The sequence below is a fragment of the Paenibacillus sp. Marseille-Q9583 genome, from assembly GCF_976954365.1.
Genome location: NZ_CDRJTB010000059.1, coordinates 24,064 through 45,468 on the forward strand (window position 1 = coordinate 24,064; position 21,405 = coordinate 45,468).

The 21,405-nt window shown below is 42.5% G+C and carries 22 protein-coding genes; 9 read left to right on the forward strand and 13 right to left on the reverse strand.

The features are described from left to right. Nucleotides 1–8: 8 nt before the first annotated feature. From ACWNM1_RS22735 to ACWNM1_RS22750, 4 genes are all read right to left on the reverse strand, one after another. Complete coding sequence (locus tag ACWNM1_RS22735; RefSeq protein ID WP_449602736.1) at nt 9–773, reverse strand: threonine/serine exporter family protein; 765 nt, start codon at nt 771–773, stop codon at nt 9–11. Nucleotides 774–900: 127 nt separating this feature from the next. Then, nucleotides 901–2,163: a DNA polymerase IV gene (locus ACWNM1_RS22740; RefSeq protein WP_449602737.1), complete on the reverse strand. Its 1,263-nt coding sequence runs from the start codon at nt 2,161–2,163 to the stop codon at nt 901–903. Nucleotides 2,164–2,259: 96 nt separating this feature from the next. After that, nucleotides 2,260–2,850 (reverse strand): YitT family protein, encoded by a 591-nt coding sequence (locus tag ACWNM1_RS22745; RefSeq protein WP_076283375.1) that lies wholly within the window; start codon nt 2,848–2,850, stop codon nt 2,260–2,262. A gap of 164 nt (nt 2,851–3,014) precedes the next feature. After that, nucleotides 3,015–3,881 (reverse strand): helix-turn-helix transcriptional regulator, encoded by an 867-nt coding sequence (locus ACWNM1_RS22750; protein ID WP_449602738.1) that lies wholly within the window; start codon nt 3,879–3,881, stop codon nt 3,015–3,017. 132 nt (nt 3,882–4,013) lie between these two features. On the opposite strand from ACWNM1_RS22750, the gene ACWNM1_RS22755 reads away from it, so the two are divergent. Both ACWNM1_RS22755 and ACWNM1_RS22760 read left to right on the forward strand, forming a co-directional pair. Continuing rightward, nucleotides 4,014–5,978 (forward strand): glycoside hydrolase family 127 protein, encoded by a 1,965-nt coding sequence (locus ACWNM1_RS22755; protein ID WP_449602739.1) that lies wholly within the window; start codon nt 4,014–4,016, stop codon nt 5,976–5,978. Nucleotides 5,979–6,099: 121 nt separating this feature from the next. Further along, nucleotides 6,100–6,408, forward strand: a complete 309-nt coding sequence (locus ACWNM1_RS22760; RefSeq protein ID WP_341054025.1) for a hypothetical protein — start codon at nt 6,100–6,102, stop codon at nt 6,406–6,408. A gap of 86 nt (nt 6,409–6,494) precedes the next feature. Here ACWNM1_RS22760 and ACWNM1_RS22765 read toward each other — a convergent pair whose 3' ends face one another. Beyond that, nucleotides 6,495–8,930: a GH36-type glycosyl hydrolase domain-containing protein gene (locus ACWNM1_RS22765; RefSeq protein ID WP_449602740.1), complete on the reverse strand. Its 2,436-nt coding sequence runs from the start codon at nt 8,928–8,930 to the stop codon at nt 6,495–6,497. 182 nt (nt 8,931–9,112) lie between these two features. Further along, nucleotides 9,113–10,168 carry a LacI family DNA-binding transcriptional regulator gene (locus ACWNM1_RS22770; protein WP_449602741.1) on the reverse strand — a complete coding sequence of 352 codons (1,056 nt, stop codon included), beginning with the start codon at nt 10,166–10,168 and terminating at the stop codon, nt 9,113–9,115. 232 nt (nt 10,169–10,400) lie between these two features. Here ACWNM1_RS22770 and ACWNM1_RS22775 point away from each other — a divergent pair, with 232 nt between their 5' ends. Continuing rightward, nucleotides 10,401–11,420, forward strand: a complete 1,020-nt coding sequence (locus ACWNM1_RS22775; RefSeq protein ID WP_449602742.1) for an ABC transporter substrate-binding protein — start codon at nt 10,401–10,403, stop codon at nt 11,418–11,420. A 115-nt stretch (nt 11,421–11,535) separates the two neighbouring features. Beyond that, a complete protein-coding gene (locus ACWNM1_RS22780) occupies nt 11,536–13,131 on the forward strand; it encodes a helix-turn-helix domain-containing protein (RefSeq protein WP_449602743.1) in 1,596 nt (531 codons plus the stop codon). 1 nt (nt 13,132) lies between these two features. Here the strand turns inward: ACWNM1_RS22780 and ACWNM1_RS22785 are convergent, their stop codons facing one another. After that, nucleotides 13,133–13,324 carry a DUF6199 family natural product biosynthesis protein gene (locus ACWNM1_RS22785; RefSeq protein WP_449602744.1) on the reverse strand — a complete coding sequence of 64 codons (192 nt, stop codon included), beginning with the start codon at nt 13,322–13,324 and terminating at the stop codon, nt 13,133–13,135. 550 nt (nt 13,325–13,874) lie between these two features. Between ACWNM1_RS22785 and ACWNM1_RS22790 the strand changes: the two genes are divergently transcribed. Together ACWNM1_RS22790 and ACWNM1_RS22795 are read left to right on the forward strand one after the other, a co-directional pair. Beyond that, nucleotides 13,875–14,771, forward strand: a complete 897-nt coding sequence (locus tag ACWNM1_RS22790; protein WP_449602745.1) for an SDR family oxidoreductase — start codon at nt 13,875–13,877, stop codon at nt 14,769–14,771. 267 nt (nt 14,772–15,038) lie between these two features. Next, nucleotides 15,039–15,353 (forward strand): hypothetical protein, encoded by a 315-nt coding sequence (locus ACWNM1_RS22795; protein ID WP_449602746.1) that lies wholly within the window; start codon nt 15,039–15,041, stop codon nt 15,351–15,353. A 37-nt stretch (nt 15,354–15,390) separates the two neighbouring features. Here ACWNM1_RS22795 and ACWNM1_RS22800 read toward each other — a convergent pair whose 3' ends face one another. Together ACWNM1_RS22800 and ACWNM1_RS22805 are read right to left on the reverse strand one after the other, a co-directional pair. After that, nucleotides 15,391–16,068, reverse strand: a complete 678-nt coding sequence (locus ACWNM1_RS22800; RefSeq protein WP_449602747.1) for a DUF1796 family putative cysteine peptidase — start codon at nt 16,066–16,068, stop codon at nt 15,391–15,393. Nucleotides 16,069–16,152: 84 nt separating this feature from the next. Continuing rightward, the gene (locus ACWNM1_RS22805) at nt 16,153–16,401 is read right to left on the reverse strand and encodes a hypothetical protein (protein WP_449602748.1); all 249 of its coding nucleotides are present in this window, start codon (nt 16,399–16,401) and stop codon (nt 16,153–16,155) included. 292 nt (nt 16,402–16,693) lie between these two features. On the opposite strand from ACWNM1_RS22805, the gene ACWNM1_RS22810 reads away from it, so the two are divergent. Beyond that, entirely contained in the window at nt 16,694–17,152 is a 459-nt protein-coding gene (locus ACWNM1_RS22810; protein WP_449602749.1) for an NUDIX domain-containing protein, read from the forward strand. Nucleotides 17,153–17,475: 323 nt separating this feature from the next. On the opposite strand, the gene ACWNM1_RS22815 is transcribed toward ACWNM1_RS22810, so the two are convergent. Further along, complete coding sequence (locus ACWNM1_RS22815; RefSeq protein ID WP_449602750.1) at nt 17,476–18,435, reverse strand: hypothetical protein; 960 nt, start codon at nt 18,433–18,435, stop codon at nt 17,476–17,478. A gap of 326 nt (nt 18,436–18,761) precedes the next feature. Here ACWNM1_RS22815 and ACWNM1_RS22820 point away from each other — a divergent pair, with 326 nt between their 5' ends. Continuing rightward, the gene (locus ACWNM1_RS22820; protein WP_076282962.1) at nt 18,762–19,001 is read left to right on the forward strand and encodes a hypothetical protein; all 240 of its coding nucleotides are present in this window, start codon (nt 18,762–18,764) and stop codon (nt 18,999–19,001) included. A gap of 93 nt (nt 19,002–19,094) precedes the next feature. On the opposite strand, the gene ACWNM1_RS22825 is transcribed toward ACWNM1_RS22820, so the two are convergent. Then, nucleotides 19,095–19,235 carry a hypothetical protein gene (locus ACWNM1_RS22825; protein WP_156113100.1) on the reverse strand — a complete coding sequence of 47 codons (141 nt, stop codon included), beginning with the start codon at nt 19,233–19,235 and terminating at the stop codon, nt 19,095–19,097. 672 nt (nt 19,236–19,907) lie between these two features. On the opposite strand from ACWNM1_RS22825, the gene ACWNM1_RS22830 reads away from it, so the two are divergent. Continuing rightward, nucleotides 19,908–20,216 (forward strand): iron chelate uptake ABC transporter family permease subunit, encoded by a 309-nt coding sequence (locus ACWNM1_RS22830; protein WP_449602755.1) that lies wholly within the window; start codon nt 19,908–19,910, stop codon nt 20,214–20,216. Between the two features lie 430 nt (nt 20,217–20,646). On the opposite strand, the gene ACWNM1_RS22835 is transcribed toward ACWNM1_RS22830, so the two are convergent. Together ACWNM1_RS22835 and ACWNM1_RS22840 are read right to left on the reverse strand one after the other, a co-directional pair. Further along, on the reverse strand, nt 20,647–20,823 hold the full coding sequence (locus ACWNM1_RS22835; protein WP_449602751.1) for a hypothetical protein: 177 nt from the start codon (nt 20,821–20,823) through the stop codon (nt 20,647–20,649). 171 nt (nt 20,824–20,994) lie between these two features. Next, nucleotides 20,995–21,405: DinB family protein (locus tag ACWNM1_RS22840; RefSeq protein WP_449602752.1), on the reverse strand; the 411-nt coding region annotated here is incomplete at its 5' end.

Here is a 21,405-nt window from a genome sequence, read left to right on the forward strand (position 1 = left end):
CATGGATATTAAAATAGTGATAGTACAAGCCCGATACCTGTACCGATCGCAAATGCAGTTAGAAAGGCATCGGCTCCCTTGGATATGCCTGAGACCAGATGACCGGCCATCAGATCACGAACGGCATTAGTAATGAGTAGTCCGGGTACTAGAGGCATAACGGAGCCGATAATGATTTTGTCCATCTCTTGACCTATCCCCAGCTTTATAGAACAGAAGGCTAGAAGTCCGATCAGGAAGGAAGCAGAAAACTCTGCAAAGAATTTAGTTTGCACTAAACGATGCAGATAGATGACCGCAGCGAAGCCTAGTCCGGAAATCGGCAAGGCGGGGAGAGCATCCCACAAACTGCCTTTAAACATAACGGTGAAGCAAGCACCAGTAAGGGCGGCTGCTAAGATCTGCAGCCATACGGGATAGACAGGTGAGGCTTCATCGACTTCTCCTAATTTTGCACGAGCTTCCTCAGCTGTAATCTGACGTTCGCTTAGACGCCGAGAAATGTCATTGACCTCCGATACCTTCTGCAGATCTGTTGTTCGCTCCGCAATTCTGTATAACTTAACAGGTTCTATTCTATTTGTGGTGAACATAATAACGGTTGGCGTCACATAGCTATGTGCTCCTGGGAACCCGAGGGATCCTGCCATTCGTGTCATCGTATCTTCAACTCTGGATGTTTCTGCACCATTTTGCAGCATGATCTTGCCAGCAAGAAGACAGAGATCAACGATTTCATAATACGTAGTGTTAGTGTTGCTCGTGCTATCCAACTTCTCCGGTCCTCCTCTGGAATGTGATTATCTATGTTTACATATTTCGATTGTCGCTTCATCTACGTGAAAATAACAACCCCAATATAGCATTATAAACGATATGGTGTGTATTTTAATATAGTTTTTATTTATAGTGTCCGCCGATCTTTCCAGATCTGTCCTTAAGCTGCCCGACATCTGTAAATGAAGCTGCTCGCCCAATGATCGTCTCCCCATATTTATTCTTGAGGGCATCGGTCGCACGTTCGAGTTCACGATAGCGAGGGCGAGACTCGAATAGGGTTAGCTGGTACTGGCTTTCGTCAGATAGATTGGACAGGCTTAAGTGGATTCTACGCACAGGCTGACCGTCCCAGTGGAGCTTGAAGAGAGAAAGAGCTGCCTCATATACCAGCAGGGTGGCATTTGTAGGATCGCTCATTGTAGTCTGTCTTGAGAAGCCTGTGGGTTCATCAAAGCTGGCACCTTGGCAGCCGACAGACACGACTGCACCATGCACATTCAGTTTGCGGCAACGTCTACATACAAGCTCAGATAGCTCAAGAATGATGGTCTTAATATCTTGCAGCTTATAGTAATCCCTTGGTAGCGTCATTTGGTGCCCGGCACTCTTGGGTGCGACTTCATAGGTGCTTGGGCTCACGGGGCTGTCATCGATGCCATTGGCTATCCGCCAATATAGCTCGGCGTCGATATCACATTTTTTGTGAAATTTCTCCCGCATGCGCCATTTTAGCTCGCTTAGCGGCATCTGTGCCAAATGGCCAATCGTCGTAATACCCATACTTTGGAAATGGGCGGACATGCGGCGACCTACCATGAATAGCTCGCTAATGGGGAGAGGCCAGAGCACATTCGGAAGCTCCTCGTGAGCGAGGGTGAATATACCATCTGCGTTCTTCTTGGCCCACAGGTCGCAAGCCATTTTGGCGGTAACCTTGGAATATCCAATGCCGATGCGCGCACGCACACCTGTGTTTCTACGAATTAGATCCTGAATGGCGGTAGCGATCTCCCTTGGACTGCCAAATAAGCTGAGGCTACCGCTGACATCAATAAACTGTTCATCGATAGAATAGGGCTCTACCTGGTCGCTAAACTTACGTAGAATATCTGTGATTTGAGAGGAGACATCGATATATTGCTGCATATGTGGTCTGACCACGATGACTTCGGGGCATTTTGCCAGCGCTTCCTTCAACGTCTCAGCGGTAGTAATGCCATAGGATTTGGCTATAGGGCAGGCAGCCAGCACAATACCGCTCCGTCTAGCTGGGTCCCCAGCAACGATCAGCGGCTTATTGCTGTACTGCGGATTAGAGGCTTTTTCCACGGAGGCATAGAAGCTTTGGCAATCAGATAGCATAATGACACGTTCTTTATTCATAGGTTCACACGCTCCAGGTGAGGTAGAGATACCTTATATTTTTTCTTCTTATTATAATACGAACGTATGATCGTGCGTATTCTTATTTATTTCCATTTATTTCGTCTCAAGTGTGCATAGACCCGTAGCCACGCCCCCGGAGATAATCGTGAGGATGGAGTGGAAGAAGGTTTCCTTGGAAATCAGGAGTCCCCCCGCGCCGATAATCATAAAGTCGGTCAAAAAAATGATGAATCCAAGGTTCAGCGGGACATACCTTTTTATAAATTGAGCGAGCAGATCGGTGCCACCCGTACTAGCTTTAAACCGCAGCATAATCCCAAGTCCCGTTCCCATCAAAAAACCGCCAATAATGGCGCTAGAAATGGAACCAAACTCAAAATAATATAGAAAGTGATATTGGAAAGGACCGAGAAGCTCGATCAGAAATGATGAGATCAATAGGCCGAGTACACTGTTGTAAAAGATATCGCGTTCCTTTAACCAAGCGAGCAGAAAGATAGGAAAGCTGCAGAGAATTATAGCTACGCCAATTTTAGCGTCGGATAAATAATTAATAATGAGGGCTATCCCTATTATTCCCCCATCCAAGATTTTATATGGTACGAGAAAAAAATTAGTTCCCGCAGCAACGAGTAAGCTTCCTAAAAGAATGATAAGGTATCTTAATGGCCGCATATTTAACATCTCCACATTAAAGGCATGTCTATAAATATGCTTGTCACTTCCAAAAAATTGCAGATGAACAAAAAAACCTGATTGAAACCAGGCTTAAAGTGTCTTATGTTACGTAGTGTGTGTGGGTTAGGGATCGAAACGCGTATTAGATACCAAGTACGCCAGACAAGTAATTAACGGGAGTAACGCTTACGAAAGCGAAGCGGAGAGATTCCGATCTGCTGAGCAAATCGACGCGAGAAGTAGGCGGCACTCTCGAAGCCGGTACGTTCTGCGATTCCGGCTATAGAAAGCTCAGTCTTAAGCAGCAATAGCTTAGCCTGTTCCAAACGGTAATCCGTCAAATACTCCATCGGAGTCAGCCCATATACTCGTTTCATGCAGCGAGTAAGGTAGTTATAGTGAAAATGCAGTGCGTCCGCTAGTGAGGCATTGGAGAGAGGCTCCGCATAATGATTACGGATATAAGTCTCCGTCTGCTCTGCGATTTCCACCGCGTGACTTTCTGAAGTATCATGCTGCGCCAGATCCATCATCCGCAGCATTTCTTCAAATATCCGTTGCTGCTGCCAAACTGCGCTGGAACGCCGGCTAGTAGACAGTTGTAATAGCATCTGTGCTTGTCCACTCCGTTCAAAAGGGTCAGGGAGGGGGCCGAACTGTGGCACTCGAATGGTATACGGATGAGTAAGAAACTGCCGAAAATGTGTTTCACGGTTGATATACACGGGTCCACCCTCAGAGCTAGACCAATCTGCAAGGGTATGAAAATGAATCCATATAAATGAAGTGGTCTCATCACATGGCTTAACGGAGTAATGATAGCGATCGGGCAGCAATAGCAGTGTATGTCCCGCCGAAACCTCCCATTGAATATGGTCCTCCCCGATAAATAGACAGCCTTGTTCTACAATAAGTAGATCAAACACTCCAATATGGCTTCTATTCGGATGCTGATCTCCGGGTTGATAAACCGTGCGATTGCATTCTAGAAAATAAGGAAATGGCGGCGCAGCGAAATGTATAAATGAAGGGCCCATTTTTAATTATCCCTCCTTTCTAAAGTGTGAAATAGTACAAAAAAGGGGTTGCTTCTGATCGTATTTTTAATCTATTCTACCCCCTATAATTATTATTAGCGAGTATGAAATAAGGCTGAGGGGAAGATGAGGATGAACAAAACTATACAGAATCAAGAAGTTGTAAAAGATCAAACTGTTACCATTCAAGATGATTTCTGGGGTCGATATATTAGGCTGGTCCAGAACGTTGTTATTCCCTATCAATATGAGGTATTGAACGATAGAGCACTGGGAGCTGAGCCCAGCCATGCCATTGCTAATTTTGAGATTGCTGCAGGCCGGAAGAATGGCGAGTTTTACGGCTGGGTATTTCAAGATAGTGATGTGGCTAAGTGGCTAGAGGCTGTTGGTTATTCCTTAAGCATCACACGTGATCCTGAGTTAGAGCGTCAAGCGGATGAAGTGATTGACCTCGTTGGCGAGGCGCAGCAGGAAGATGGATACTTAAATACTTATTTTACGATAAAAGAACCGGGTAAACGCTGGACCAATTTGAACGATTGTCATGAGCTGTACTGTGCTGGACATTTCATTGAGGCTGCCGTTTCTTATTATGAAGCTACTGGCAAAAGAAAACTGCTCGACATCATGTGCCGAATGGTTGATCATATCGATTCTGTGTTTGGACCGGAAGAAGGCAAAATGCAGGGCTATGATGGGCATCAGGAGATTGAACTCGCACTCGTTAAGCTGTATCGATTGACAGGTGAGGAACGATATTTGAAGCTCAGCAGCTTTTTTATTAATGAGCGAGGTCAACAGCCGAATTTCTTAAAGGAACAATGGGAAAATCTGGGGAAGATCAATTTTTTCACAGGTCGGAAGGAGGATCTTGATTTAAAATATTACCAGAGTCATCTTCCAGTAAGAGAGCAGAAGGTGGCTGTAGGCCATGCTGTACGTGCGGTTTATATGTATACTGCTATGGCTGATCTTGCCGCTATTACGGGAGATGAATCACTTCGTGAAGCATGCGAGAGACTGTGGAATAACATTACGAACAAGCAAATGTACATCACAGGCGGGATCGGCTCTACACATAGAGGGGAGGCGTTCACCTTTGATTATGATCTGCCTAACGATTCGGTGTACGCAGAGACTTGTGCCTCTATTGGGTTGATCTTTTTTGCACAACGTATGCTGAGAATATCACCGGATGCACGTTATGCCGATGTCATGGAGCGGGCGCTATACAACAATGTACTGGGCTCGATGGCACAGGATGGCAAGCACTATTTTTATGTGAACCCACTAGAAGTATGGCCTCAGGCATGCAGTTGCAACCCGGAGAAACATCATGTGAAGTCTGAACGTCAAGGCTGGTTTGGCTGCGCCTGCTGCCCTCCGAATGTCGCGCGTCTACTTACTTCGCTCAATCAATATATTTACACGGTTCATGGCGATACACTCTATACGAATTTATATATTGGCAGTGAGCTGACAACAAAGCTGGGCGGAACGGATGTCGCCATTCAACAACAAAGTACCTATCCATGGAAAGGTACAGTCTCGATGAAGATCAATCCGAAAGAGGAAGCGGAGTTCGGAATTGCTTTACGGATTCCATCGTGGAGTCTAGGAATAGAAATCAGAGTCAATGGTGAAGCACTGAACGCTGCTGAGAACATCGAGCAGGGATACCTCGTTATTCGGAGAATGTGGAGAGCAGGAGACATAATCGAAGTGAATGACCCAATGGAGGCACATCGCATTTACGCTCATCCCAATCTGCGTGCAGATGCTCAAAAAGTAACGATTCAACGCGGACCGCTTGTGTATTGCCTTGAAAGTATCGATAATGGTGAGCCTTTAAGCTCTATTTCTTTAAAAGAAGACGGTGAACTTACGGCGGCTTTTGATGAGACTTTGCTTGGTGGCGCTGCTGTTGTCGAGGCAGATGGACTGTGTGTTGATCAAGAGAGCTGGAGTGGTGGACTTTACAGCAGAGAGAAAGCACCTCTTCAATCCGTTAAGGTCAAAGCTGTTCCATATTACTTGTGGGGCAATCGTGGCAGTGGTGAAATGAAGGTATGGATTCCGGAAGGTAGTATGTGAGTTATGGGACAGGCAAAGTAATTTAAGGTTTAGGATAGCTGGGATTTACGCTTTATTGTATGCTATATTTGATCGGGACAAGGTAGCTGATTATTTTACAGAAAATATTGGAGGCATCACAATGAGCAAACGTTATCGAATTACACGAGCTATGCAAAATGATGGAGGTTCAACACAAACCATATCTTTAGAAGAGTGCAAGCAGTACTTCGCATCCAAACCTGATTTCACCTATACATCAGTTTATACAGTAGCAGGCGCCACTACGATGTCCATTGAGGGAGATTTCTTTATGTGGGGCTTTGGTGATACTACAATCCCATTTAGGCATTATCAAGGCGATATTTACGTTTCTGGAAATAATGAAGCTGTGATCCCGAGAATGCTTGAGGTTGCGAGTGATTTAAGAGCAGATGTTGTGGAAGGGTAAAAAATGACCCCTGAAGAGTTCAGGAGTCATCCAGCGTTAATTATAGATCCGCCCAATCGTTCAAGTGAACGGTTGAGCGGATTTTTTTAACCCAGTTCTACAACTACTTGGTGTACAGCACCGTCTCCAACTGGAGCAATGATGTTACCTTCTACAGCTGTGCCATCCAGGGTAAGACTAACTACACCTTTGGATACATGGTTCGGGTTCTTGATTTGAATCACATAAGTATCTCCACGGAAGACACGTGTGATTTCAAAGCTATCCCATTCAGTAGGAATACAAGGATCGATCTTCAGACCATTGAAATCCGCTTGGATGCCAAGGATCGATTGAGTGATAGCTACATAGTTCCATGCAGCAGTACCAGTCAACCAGGAATTTTTAGCTTCCCCGTGACGAACGGCATCTTTACCTGCGATCATTTGGGAGTAAACATAAGGCTCTGTGCGGTGAATTTCGCTGATATCCTCCAGGTAAGCAGGAGCAATTTTAGCGTAAATTTCAAACGCTCTGTCGCCATGTCCAAGTACAGTTTCAGCGATCATGATCCAAGGGTTGTTGTGGCAGAAAATACCGGCATTTTCTTTGTAGCCCGGAGGGTACGTAGAAATTTCACCCAGGTTAAGATAGTACTTGGAATACGGTGGCTGTTGCAATACGATACCGTATTTAGTATCCAAATGCTCTTGTACGGATGATAGAGCTTTTTCAGCTTGCCCATTTTCCACACCGATACCGGCCATTACGCAGATCCCTTGTGGCTCGATGAAAATTTTACCTTCTTCATTTTCTTTGGAACCGATCTTGTCGCCATAGTGATCATAAGCACGCAGGAACCAATCGCCATCGAAGCCGTGTGTCAAGGTGATTTCTTTCATGTTGTCAATCTTAGCTTCTGCATCCACAGCTACATCGTTAAGTCCGCGCATCCGGCAGATTTCTGCATAGTCAGGACCAACGAAGACGAACAGACCCGCGATAAATACAGATTCCGCAACGCGACCTTCGATGTTGGCAGTAGTTTGGAAAGATTCACCCGGCTCAGTAGAGAAGCAGTTGAGGTTCAAGCAGTCATTCCAGTCTGCGCGCCCGATCAGCGGCAAGCCGTGAGGTCCGAGATTGTTAGTTACATGCTCGAAGGAACGTTTCAAGTGCTCAAACAGCGTAGCGGTGTTATTCGGATCACTGTCAAAAGGAACCTGCTCATCAAGAATCAAGGTATCGCCAGTTTCTTTAATGTAAGCAGCCGTTCCTAGGATCAACCAAAGCGGATCATCGTTAAAGCCGGTGCCGACTTCGTTGTTACCTTTTTTAGTGAGCGGTTGGTATTGGTGATAGGCACTGCCATCTTCAAATTGTGTAGCCGCAATATCGAGAATACGTTCTTTAGCACGTTCAGGAATTTGATGAACAAATCCGAGCAAGTCTTGGTTAGAATCACGGAAGCCCATACCACGGCCAATACCGGATTCAAAGTAGGAAGCAGAACGGGACATGTTGAAGGTAACCATACATTGATATGGATTCCAGATGTTAACCATGCGATCCAGTTTCTCGTCGCCGCTTTGGATTTGATATTTAGACAGCAGGTTATCCCAGTGAGCAGCAAGTGCAGCGAGTGCAGCATCTACTTGTGCATCTGTAGCAAATTGTGCGATCATAGCTTCTGCTGGTTTTTTGTTGATCACATTCAGGGATTCCCATTTATCTTCTTCAGGGTTCTCGATGTAGCCGAGTACAAAGATGAAGCTTTGTTCTTCACCTGGTTCAAGCGTAATGTTAAGTGCGTGTGATCCGATAGGGGACCAGCCGCTAGCTACGGAGTTAGTAGGTTCACCTGCAACTACAGCTTGTGGGCTTTCCAGACCGTTGTACATCCCTACGAAAGCTTCACGATCAGTATCGAAACCAGCGATTTCTTTATTTACGGAGTAGAAAGCATAGTGATTTCTGCGCTCACGATATTCTGTTTTGTGATAGATAACGGAATCCTTCACTTCAACCTCACCGGTGCTGAGATTGCGTTGGAAGTTGGTCATATCATCTTGTGCATTCCAGAGACAGAACTCTGCAAAAGAGAACAGTTTCACGGATTTTTTAGCGGAGCCCGTGTTTTTCACTACAAGACGATGTACTTCAGCATTATGACCCATAGGTACAAAAGCAAGCTGGTTCACAGAAATTCCGTTCCGTTCGCCAGTAATAGAAGTGTAGCCAAGACCGTGCCGGCATTCGTAGAAGTCGAGATCACGTTTTACTGGCATCCAGCCTGGGGTCCAGAAATCACCATCGTCATAAAGATAGTAGTAGCGGCCGCCAGTATCCAGTGGGATGTTGTTATAACGGTAACGGGTCAATCTTCTGAGACGAGCGTCTCTATAGAAGGTGTAACCACCAGCTGTATTAGAAATAAGTCCGAAAAATTGCTCATTACCAAGATAGTTAATCCAAGGGTAAGGGGTTTTTGGGGTGTTAATTACATACTCTTTACGAGTGTCGTCAAAGGTTCCGAATTTCATGTGAGAAAGTCTCCTTTCGATTGTGAACGCGCGTTTATAAGTTTCAGAAAAAATTCCCTCGAGGGAAGGGAGTTTTTCAATACTTTTAAGCAGGACAATTAAAGCAGTAGTTTCGATACCGAATCAAATAGCAGCTTCACGGAAAAATATGTAGATTTCTTCAGCGAAGGATTGATCTTAAGCTATTTCTTCGGCGGTTGACAGGAATCTCTCTCCACTAAACGAGCTGGAAAGCTGATCGTGCTAAACGTCGGCTGTTGTGAATCACACAGCTCGATTACTTTTTCCACTGCAGCCTTAGACATTTCATAGATCGGCAAGCGTACAGAGGTCAGCTTAGGCTGAATACGGGATGCTAGCTGAATGTCATCAAATCCGACCATGGAGAGATCTTCAGGGACAATGATTCCGTGTTCGGAGAACGCTTCCATCGCTGATATAGCCATATCATCGTTGGAGGAGAAGAAGGCCGTTGGCAAAGGTTCACCAGAAGCAAGGAGCTTCTTAACCTCTTCGTAAGCAGTCTCTTTCAGAAAATCACCTTTCAGAATAAATCTCTCATTTACAGGCAGGCCATGTTTCTTCAGCGTATTTTCATAAGCCGTATAACGCTCTCGTCCAGAGTACGTATTCATTTGCCCACAGATGATGCCAATCTCTTGATGACCCAGAGAAATCAAATATTCAATCGCTTCTGTGGTGCCCTCGTAATCTTTGGAGTTCACAATGGCCAGATGATTGCGGTCAAGATGCTCCGACATAATCTCAGAGATATCATAATCAATTAATACGAGAGGAGAGTCGAGCCCTACCATTTCTCGGACGATATTAATATCCTTCTGAGTGCCGACAATGATACCGCCGTCAATCCGTTTTTGAAGAAAAGCTTGCTTTACCTTGATGAAATCGTCGGGAGAGTAAACCGTATGAATCAGTACATAACATCCGCGGGCATTCGAGGTGTCGACTACGGCATCAACGAATGGAGCAAAGTAATTGTTCTGATAAATTCGGGTAGTGTTCTCCTTCTCGTTCATACTGATGGCGAAGAGTCCGATCGTATCGGTCTTCTTACCGGCTAAAGCCCTTGCAAAGCTGTTCGGTTCGTACTGATGTTGCTCAATCACCCGCAGCACTTTAGCCCGGGTCTCTTCAGGGACGTTGGAATAATTGTTGATCACGCGGGATACCGTACTTCGGGAAACCCCGGCCAACTTAGCTATATCTTCGCTGCGCATGTTTCCCCTCTTTTCATAAACGCGCGTTTATGAGTTTATTCTAAGCGAAAGCATTGTATAAATCAATCGTAAATAATAAGAAATTTGTGAAGAAGGGAAGAAACTTGTTAATAGTTTGTATAAGATTTTTGCAGAAAAAGTGCATTGAAAGCTATAAAAGTCATGCTACTATTGTGATAATGATTATTGAGAATGATAATCAATGAAAATATAGCATTGGAGTGAAGTGATAATGGTAAGATGGGGTCGGAAGTTTTTATGGTCAGCAGTACTTATTATGGCATTGACCGCGCTGGGGGCATGCGGAACGAATAGCAATACTACGAAAGATAATGTTGCTAAAACAGAGAATGCAGAGGAATCAACCTCAGCTAGCAGCACACCGAGCGAAGAAAGTGGAAATGCTTCGGAAGAGGTTGCAACTCGGACGATTACAGGGGAATTCGGAGATGTTGAGATTCCAGTCAACCCTAAACGGGTGGCCGGGATTTACCTTGAAGATTATTTGAAGGCATTGGGGGTTACACCGGTGGTTCAGTGGTATCATCCAAGCTGGGGCAAACAAGATTACTTAAATCTCGATGTGCCAGAATTTGATATCACCGGAAGCTTGGAAGCGTTGTTGGAGAAAGATCCTGACTTGATTATTGCGGACGGAGGCGCGGATGCGGCGAGGTATGAACAATATTCCAAGATAGCACCAACGTATCGTCTCCCTGAGGCGGCGCTGCAGGACTCAAGACAAGTGCTTACAGCGATTGCAGATGCGCTCGGTATTCCGGAGAAGGCTGAGGCTGTGCTCTCCGAGTATGATCAGAAAGTGGCAGATGGAAAAGCTAAACTGCAACAGGCTCTGGGGCAAGAAAAAGTAGCAGTGATCCGGCTAAACGTGGCGGATAAGACCTTTGCTTTGTTCGGTGTTAAAAACCGTTTTATCGGTGTGATTTATTCTCAATTTGGCCTGACACCCGTACCTATGGCTGCAGAAATGACCGAATATCAATCTATTATTTCCGAAGAACTTATCCCTCAGCTCGAAGCGGATCATATCATCGTATTCCCTGACAACGGGGGCTGGGATACTGAAGGAAATCAGGAAGCGATCCAAATTCTTGATGGGCCGCTGTGGAAGAGCCTACCCGCAGTGAAGAACGGGAATGTTTATAGAATGGAACGTTCCCACTGGCAGACTGGTGCCATCACGGCCAATTCGATGAAGCTTGACGACCTGCTGGAAGCTATTGTGAAATAAACGGCAGCCGCCTTGAAGGAATAGCAAAAAGAAGGTCTATCAGCACCCTTGATAGACCTTCTTTTTTGTTTTACACTGAAGTAAATGAAAATGGTTCTCAATTGGGGGCGGGAGAATGGCAAAAGATTTGCAAGACAGCAATAGAAGGAAGCTATTCTATAGCTTAATAAATATAGAAACCCAATCTCTGTCAGGAAGCGGACAGAGTGAGGTGTTTCAGGATCATACGCTACTCATTGTATCGGAAGGGCAGGGGTATGTTGAGGCTGAGTTGAGGCAGTTTCCACTGGAAAAAGGTACTGGGTTCTTGTTCGAACCAGGGTTATTAAGCAAAATCAATGCCGAGGAGCGGGGGCTTAGCTTTTATCGGCTTACTTTTGAAATCATCGAAACCGGGGAAAACAGGCAGAGTGAAATAGAAGGAAGGACTAAAGAGGACATCCTTCGATCTGGTTTGTTAAGCTGTAGACCCTTTTCACAATGTAAATTACTGCTAGAGGCTATCTACAATAGCCGTAGAAGCACAGATGAGATCGAATGGTTCGCAGGCCATACGCGCTTTCAGGAGCTGCTGCTGCTAATCATGCGTGCAAATTCCTCTTTCGTTCAGGTCACGGGTGATCATGAGGCAATACAGCGTTCCATTCACTATATGGAGGAGCATTATAACCAAGCCGTAACCGTCGATCAGTTGGCTGAAGTTGCAGGTATTACACGTGCGCGTTACACACAAACATTTAAAGAGGTGACAGGGAGGGTTCCCTTGGAGCATTTGAACGGGCTTCGTATCGAAAGAGCGCAGCAGCAGCTACTGCTGACAAATGACCGTATGCATGATATCGCGGTATCCGTCGGATATAGTAATGAGTATTATTTTAATCGGCGTTTTAAAAGATCGGTTGGTGTTACTCCAGGCCAATACAGAAGCTTCCATCAGGATGGGTTGAGGGTGTTTGCTCCTTTTTTGGAAGATTATCTATTGGCTCTGGATATTACGCCTGTGGCGCAATATTCTCACGCCGAGTGGGGGAAACAAGAGTACTTGACTCTCCACAATGTGCCTGAGGTAGATATTTCGACTCGTAATTGGCAGGAGCTCTCCCGGTATACGCCCGAATTGATCTTGCTGGATAATGGCTTTCATCGTTGGCATCTGGAGGAGTGCAGCCGGATCGCACCGTTGTTCAAGCTGCCTGTTCATCAAGAGGATTGGCGTGCCACATTGTATTCCGCAGCAGCCGTCTTTGGCAGAACGGAACGTGTTCAGGAAGTGATCGACAATTATGAGCATCAGGCACAGCAAGCCAAGCAGCAGCTTACCCGTTCCGTCCATAGTCAGACCATAGCTTGTTTAAGAATCTCAGTCTACGGAATCACTCTCTATGGATGTGAGCATTTGGGGTATACAGGAAGCGTGCTTCATCATGATTTGGGCTTGCAACCCCATAGCTTGGTTCGGAAGTTGACCCGTGGAAAGAATAGGGTGAACCTGACAAAAGAAGAGCTTGCCAATCTGACTGCGGATCATTTGTTTATTACCTTTGATCAGCTTGAAGGGGGAGGACGGGAACTGCTGGATACACAACTCTGGCGCAGCTTGCCTGCTGTACGTAACGGCAGCGTATATGAGGTGGATTTCATGGCCTGGATGAATTACGGCGTATTGTCGCATCAGCGTAAGATTGAGGATGTATTAAGAGCGTTAGGATAAGTCAGAAACTAGACCAGATAACTAAGAGGACAATAAGTGCCACAATACTGCTAACGCGGGTCATTAATAAATAAGCCTCACTCGGCTCAACGTCACCTTTGACCATCCATCCATATCTCATGTACCACCCGAATCGTGGGAAAAAGATGTTAAGTAGCGCTAACAGAACAAAGAGGAAAATAAAAAAGCCCATGATTTATCACTCCTTTATGTAATGTATACGCGAAACTGTGTGGAGGGTGTCCCGATTCATGTGTGAGTTTCCATATATTTATTTTAGCTTAAGCAATATAGACTGATAAAAAATGAAAATTGCTTAAGGGGCGGATAAATTGTATGGAACACACAGGTCTTTTTTTCGGCGGGGGAGTAGGTGTTTTGTTCTTTTTAATTTGGTTGATATCCATTGGTTTGGGAATCTACTTTTTCGTCCTGCTTGTAAAATTGGCACGTAGAGGAATAGTGGCTTTAGATTTATACATCTACGCTAAAAATCGTGAAATACGTACTCGTTATGAGTCGGTTCCAGACAGGTCAGAGGAAATTTAAGGCCATTAAATGATTAATGATACTTAGAGTATGAAATACCCTAGCCACCTTATCAGGTAGTTGGGGTATTTTTTGTGGAAATATTCAGTACTATGCTATCGATGAGGTATGTTTAGCGGTGTACTGTTGTGTTTACATAAAAAAGAGTTCGTTAAATACAAAATGGTTTTCTAAAATAAAGGAGGAATTGATCGATGTCTAACCAATATACGATGCAAGATCCTACTACTCAGTACACCAAGGCAGGACCTGAATTTCAACAGCAGCAACAAGAGCCGGGGCTTCAGAAGAAGATGAATCCCGTGCCTGATACAGGCGAAGATACCTATCAAGGCACCGGACGTCTGACTGGACGAAAAGCGATTGTTACAGGGGCAGACAGCGGGATAGGCCGAGCTGTGGCAATTGCATTTGCTCGTGAAGGCGCAGATGTTGTTCTATCCTACATGCCGGAGGAAGAAGAGGATGCAAAGCAGGTTCTCAAGCTGGTGCAGGAAGCAGGACGAACCGCAATCGCCATCCCAGGTGATCTTAAGGACGAGGAGTACTGTGAACTGCTCGTCGATACTGCGGTCAAGCAACTGGGTGGGATTGATATTTTAGCCAATGTAGCGGGCAAACAGCAATTCGTCCCCGATATTGCTGATCTTACTACGAAGCATTTTGACGATACCTTTAAAACGAACGTATATGCTATGTTCTGGCTGTGTAAAGCGGCAGTGAAACATATGCAACCGGGTAGCACCATCATCAACACTTCTTCCATTCAAGCCTATAACCCTTCGCCCATCCTGTTGGACTACGCGACGACCAAGGCTGCGATCAATACATTCAGTAAATCTCTCGCTCAGCAAGTAGCTGATAAGGGGATTCGAGTCAATGTAGTGGCGCCGGGTCCCGTATGGACACCTCTTCAGGTGGTGGGTGGGCAACCAGAGGAAGTGCTGAAGGAGTTCGGTGCGAGCACACCACTAGGCCGTCCGGGACAGCCTGCAGAGATGGCTCCGGCGTATGTATTTCTTGCTAGCCAGGAATCGAGCTATATTAGTGGCGAAACGCTAAATGCCAATGGCGGAACTCCAACCCCATAGAATATTTAGTGGGATATTGATATTGTAAATACGGAAATTATTCAAAAGTACCCTACTAATTATAGCTGTGGGGTGCTTTTGTTTTTATATGGAGAAAGGTGTATTATAGAATTTAATACTTTTTATCCCATTATTTTTATAGAATATGATCTAGAACTGATCAAGAATGTCGAATACATAGATTTCCTGCGATTACCCGAGAAATATTTGAGTTGGTACAAGGTTTAGAGTTTAGTGTAGACCATAGAAAGAATTAGGAGCTGTATTATGTGTAAAAAGAAACTAGCAATACTCATTTTTTCCTTTGTTCTGATCATGGCTTGTTTTTCATCAGGAGTAGTCTTTCCGGATAAAGGAAACCGAGCTGTAATGGATAGTGGAACAAAGGAAAGGCTGATGGAAAAGTATGATCTTGTAGAGCCTGAACTTACAAATCCAAAATCACTTTGGAGCCAAAGCGATTTTGGAGTCAGTAGCCCTATTGCTATATTTGTAGGTATCAGTAGGTTATATCTGAATCCATATGTTTTTGCTGCACAAGAAATGATTAATCATTTGATTGACCGAAGCCGACAACATTAATGACCCATGAGAGGGTCATTTTTTAATAAGAGATAAATTATTCGCTCGTTACTTGTATATCTTTCAAAATATAATCCCAGCTATCATAATCGTTCATATCATCAGGAAATTCTAACACACAAATATGATTAATATTCCAATGGATTTCTCGTACTGATGTTAATTCTCGAACGGGATAAAGGATAAGGACAGTGAATTCGTTTGGCTTTAATATATCAGACAAAATCACTTGTAGCTCTATTGCCTCTTCGTATGTGGCGAACCATCTAATGAATAGAATTTTTTTACTGCGTAGTAATTTGTCCCAAAATCTCTTAATTCGTAAATCCAGCTTTGCTTTATAAGATGGATAGGTCGTAGACCAATGTTTACCCAAGGTGATTGGGAAATCATGTACAGAGATAATGTTATAAAAGGTATCCTGAATAAAATACGATTTCACTAACTCATTCTTGTTTCCATTAGGATAAGCGGGCACTCCATCCTCTAGAAAAAAATGTGTCTCTTCGAGCATTTTCAGATTTGTTAACTCCATGAAATTCTGAAATCTATTCTTATAAAGTCTGTTTATATCAGTTAATGAATAAGAAATCATCCAGTCGAGAGGCATGGAAAATGTTCTCAAGTTATTTCTTTGCATATTTATAGCAGGAGCACAAGACATACCTAAGCTTACGATTAAATCATAGCTCTTCTTTACATCTTGTAAGTACATGGACTCACCTAATTTCGATCAGATTCAGGTTCAGGTTCTATTCAACGTTAAAAAAGAGCAGCAACTTAGCTGCCCTCTGAAAAATTAATGGCGTTGTAACAGCAAATAGCCGCTAATCTTTGAAGTTTTTTTACGAAACACCACTTTAAAACCAACGTCATTATCTAATAAACAAGCTAAGGCGGTGTCAAGTAGCCCGTTGGGTCTTAAGCTAGGTCGACAAGGCTCAGCATTTCCAATGATGCGGACAGAAATAATCCTACGTGCAGAGCCACGAACCAAAGGATTTCTGCTCCAAGTGATCAATACCAAATCAGGTTGACGAGTTGCCAATCAGTTCCACCCCTTTCTATTAAGCTTCTCTATATAAAATGCACAATAGATTGTAATGTGCTAAACAGAAGCGGAGTGCTATTTTGATCAGTGGTGAGAATTAAAGAGTTACTCTTGTTTAATTTATGTTTTCGGAATACAATAAAGTAAATTTATGGTATTTTCGAATGGCGTAAACGTAGATGACCACAAGGGAGCATATATTCATAACACCGTACGACTGAGCAAGTATTTGATCAATGATCAAATACTTTTTTATTTTCGTTTTTAAGAAGCTAAATAGGGGGACACGATGAAGATAGGGAAACCGATTAGAAAAAAGGTATACGGATTTATTTTGCAAGACAATGAAATTGGAGAAAAGACCTTATTAGTTTATCTTAATGAATCAGAAGTACCCTTTAGATTAGTAGGTGGTAATGTCGATGCCGGGGAAACAGAAGAAGAAGCCTTATTCAGGGAAATTCAAGAAGAAAGTGGACTTAAACAATTTAAATTAGTAAAGAAAATAGGAACACAATATTATTATAAAGATTATATAGATGCAAATGTTGAAAGACATGACTACCTTCTGATTCCAGAAACAAGATTACCTGAAAAGTGGAGATTCACTGGAGAGGGTGAAGGAGAGGACTGTGGAACTGTTTTTAACTACCAGTGGATAAAACAAGATGAAATATACTTATTAGATAAAGAGTTTAGAGAATATATGTCGGAAAAATACATACAAGAATTGTTCGGCAATGGATAGGAGGTAACTATTTTGTCCATTAGATGATCCTTACTCGGAGGTGATAGATATGAATAATCGTAAAATCTTCTCATTTCTTCCTTTGATCATTTTTTTATTTATAATATGGCAGGTACATCTGCTGTTGTTAATGTAGTGTCAGTAGATAAAAGAGAAATAGTAGTACAAAATATGAGCGGTGATCAAACTACAGTATAAAATATCAAACATTTTATTTTGTATTTTTGGATCGTTTTTTCCACAAGAATAAAGTAGTTGTTGAAATCTCAGCATGTATAAAATATCCCTGCAACCTGGGTGGTTGGCAGGGATTTTGTCTTAATCTAAGAATTGGATAATTTATCTACCTCATCACTAAAAGCATCCTGGTACTGATTGAATATTCCTGTATCTAATTTGGTGGTAGCATCATTTGCTATAGGAGGAGTGTCTTGGATTTGCTTGTACATACGATCAATCTCACCAGAGAGCTTAGACCAGATGTTTTTAATTGAATCGTATTTTGTATCCAGGTTGTTGATGTAATTATCGTATTCTAATTTTGTACTCATCGCTTTTCCTAATTGTTCAATTGTAAAATCTATATCTATGGCTTCACCTGTAGAGCTAGTTCCTGAACTTGCATACCAACTAATATCAACAAATCCAACATTCCAAATATCTGAAATGACAAAATTACTAATTTCTTTAAGTGTCGCTTCAGGAGACTGTTCAGTTGTACCTGAATCAGATGTGTTATTTACGGGCTCTTTGAAGAATTTTCTCATTTCGTTAAAGGGTTCTTTATTCTTGTCATTAGACGAATATCCCCAACCAATTTTATCATCCTTCATAAAAATTATAAGTTCACTACTGGAGGACGACTTTTCACCTTGAATTAGGACGATTTTATCTTTTCCACCATCTTTGTCTGTATAATCAGCTGATTCTATTACTGAAGCGTTCTTAAGTTTGTTATTCTCAGGTGTCTCGGTAGATTCAGCCATTTGAAAAATTGGTTGTACATCAGGAAGTATATTTTCGGATACGAACTTCTTTTTCGCTTCGATATCCGAACCATTCAGGAAAATTTCCACATAATCGAGAGCTAATTTCTCGGATTCTGAAAGTTTCTTCTCTGGCACTGGTGTTGCAGCAGCTGTTTTTGAAGAGTCAGCTGTTGCTTCAGACTGAGTAACTTCTGCAGATGTTGTTTTCTTTTCCTCTGAATTTGATTTGGAACTACCACATCCTGTAAGAAGTACAATAGTTGCAACGATACATAAAAAAGCCTTTATTTTCAATCTTATATCCCCCTAAATCTGATAGTAAATACTAATTAATTCTACCAGATATAGGAATGGTAATCTATGTATGATGAAACCATTATATTGGATATTCGTATTCCTATAAAATGATGTTGAAAGGTCGTGTGCGTGATGGATAACGGGTATTTTGTTGGATGGGGTACATTAGCATTAATAAATGCTGGGTTAGCACAAGGTAAAAATAGGAGTGGATTAAACTGGTTTTTAATTTCTTTGCTTTGTGGCCCATTGGCTACATTTTTTCTTGTAATATCGAGTAAGCTGCAAATTCATTAGCCCATTATATTTCGGGAGGGGATTTTTTGCTGAAAGCACTAAGGCTGTTCGGTATTCTATTTAGTGCAGCAACAATCATTCTGGCAATACTATTTTTCCGCGGTCAGGATCAAGTGATCATGTCTTGGACAATGATGGGGATGTGTGGAGCTCTGATTTTTAATGGAGGAGCTACCTATTTTAAAACTAAAGATAAAATGGCGGCTCTGTCTTCGATTGTTGGGATGGTACTCTTAATATTCTCGCTTACTAAATTTCCATTTTAATAAAATACCCCATCAACCTATAAGGGTCGGTGGGGCTTTTTTACGGTTTATCGCTTTTTCAATCAAGTTATAGTAGGTTGCTGCAGGTAATGCTTATTTCTTTTTCTTCTTTGTGGGTCCGATCTGGCGCCTTACTTTATTGTTCTCATCAACCTCAATAATATAAATGTCCTTCACTGTACCGGAAAGAGTAAACCATTCACGTAGAGCATCAGCTTCAGTCATTGGTCCCAATATTCGTTTTCCCCTATAACATATAAAAAACACTCCTACTCCTTAGTGAGTTTGCGAAAATGCAATAATCCTCAAAACGATACTCATTAACGATTTTAAGTAAGTCTCATTATTTTATATTAATGCTAAATTATAGGAGGTGCAATGTTGAGAGATTATTCCTCTTTAGTTCAAGTACGTTTATAAAAGAAATCATAGGCATGAGGGATAAATTTGTATGTTAAAATTCATGCCCGGAGGGTTTTTTTGCATTGAATGAAGAGTTCATACGTGTTGGTTATTGGAAAGATCGGGGGCACCTTAGACCGGTGGTTTTCGTGGATGTTTATTTTGCTCGTATGCCGTTATAAATTGCTTTGGCCAATCCTTCTGGGTTTTCCCCGTTAGCCTATTTGCGCTCAGAATGATTACTGTAAAGGGATGGGATATATGGATGGGGTCTAAGGAAGCTCCACTTCTAACCGAACCATCGCTATTAGGGTCGTAGATCTAGGGCGATGTTTTTTAACTTTACGAAATTTCATGCGAAGCTATCAGCAAGCACGATACTAAACAGCGATTGAAAAATAGAGGAGCTGCCTAATTCTAATCGATAATCATTATCATTGTTTAAGATGTAATTAACTTAAATAGATTGTGTAACGGAACATATCTTGCCGCTTCAATGAAGGCATTGCTTCTGGCTGTGTAGCGCTCGGTGGCTCGATCATTTTTATTGGATTGATTAGTCCGCATGTGGCTCGCAAACTAGTAGATCACGACTACAAAATACTCCTACCAACTTCAGCGCTTATTGGTGCGCTATTGCTGCTTGTAGCGGATACGATTGCTCGAACGGTCAGCTTTAAATCGGATATTCCCGCAGGGATTATTGTAACAATGCTGAGTGTGCCTTACTTCGTATATCTAATTGATGCGTTCAAAATAGATATCGATTATTACTCCGGCTGGATATTGCCCCCATACCCTAATTCTAAATAAACCGCGAAAATCCTTGATTATACAAGGACTTTCGCGGTTTTTATATTTCGCTTCTTGGACTTATCTTCTGCTATCATGCAACCTCGCCGTCCAAACCAAAATCCTCCGCAAACGGGAGATGTAATTCAGGGTACTGTTGAGTATAAACATTATCATGTCTGCTATATAACCGGATCTACCGGACTCTTGGAAATATATAAGACTATGGCCGTCTATCTTTGGCTCAAATATGAGTGTGGAGAAACAAACAGCCAAACGATCGGCGAGGTAAAAGTGGTAGATCAACGGGGATAACTCCTATAAGTCAGAACCAGATCATTAAGGGAGAAGCTGCATATATGACACTTCAGGCATACCAAGTAGATAAATAGTAGACGTAAACTGTGAAGGAGGAAGCTGGGAAAATGATAGCTAAGTGTAAAGGGTTGAGTTAACTATCCAGCTTGTTTGTTGATGTCTTTAATATTTGTGCAGCCTCATCGAGATAGATATCTAAAAAAGTACCATCAGTAAATTTAATAACCACAGCATTAGTAGTGATGGCGACATCTTCAACCGTCCTACCTTTCAGTTTGTCAGGTATAACTTTGAAATTAGTCGATTCCACATTCATCAAATCCTTTCTTAGTAATCGGTAATAAGTATATAAAACCTATATTAGTCTAACCCTTCTCATAATAAAAGTAAAACATGAATGATAGAAATAAGTAGACGCAAAATGCGTAGTAACCAAAAAAAGAAAAGGCATAACACCTAAGTGATTACACCGTGAGATAAATTAATCCCAAACTCGTACTCTTGGAACCCTTGCCATTCTTAGGTAATCCAGCAATTGACCAGTATGGACTGATTCATGATAGGCGATTCTTAGCAGCATGTCACCTAAACTTCTTATGTAACCTGAATCAGAACGATCAATTTTGATACTTGTTAAATCTTCTTCAGAAAATGACTTAATAGTTTCTATGAAGTGATTTCTATATGGTTCTGCAAATTCCAATTCTGCATTTACAGTGGAAAAAGGCCGTTTTTCGAAAGGAGAATCAAATACAGCCAGACTGCCTTGATTTTGGATAGCTAGATGGTAATAATGTTCACCTTCTAGAACATGCCTAATCATCTCTATACAAGTCATTGCTTCGTCATCGGGTTTCCAATTTAGTTTTTCTTGGGGAATCGATGTCCAAAC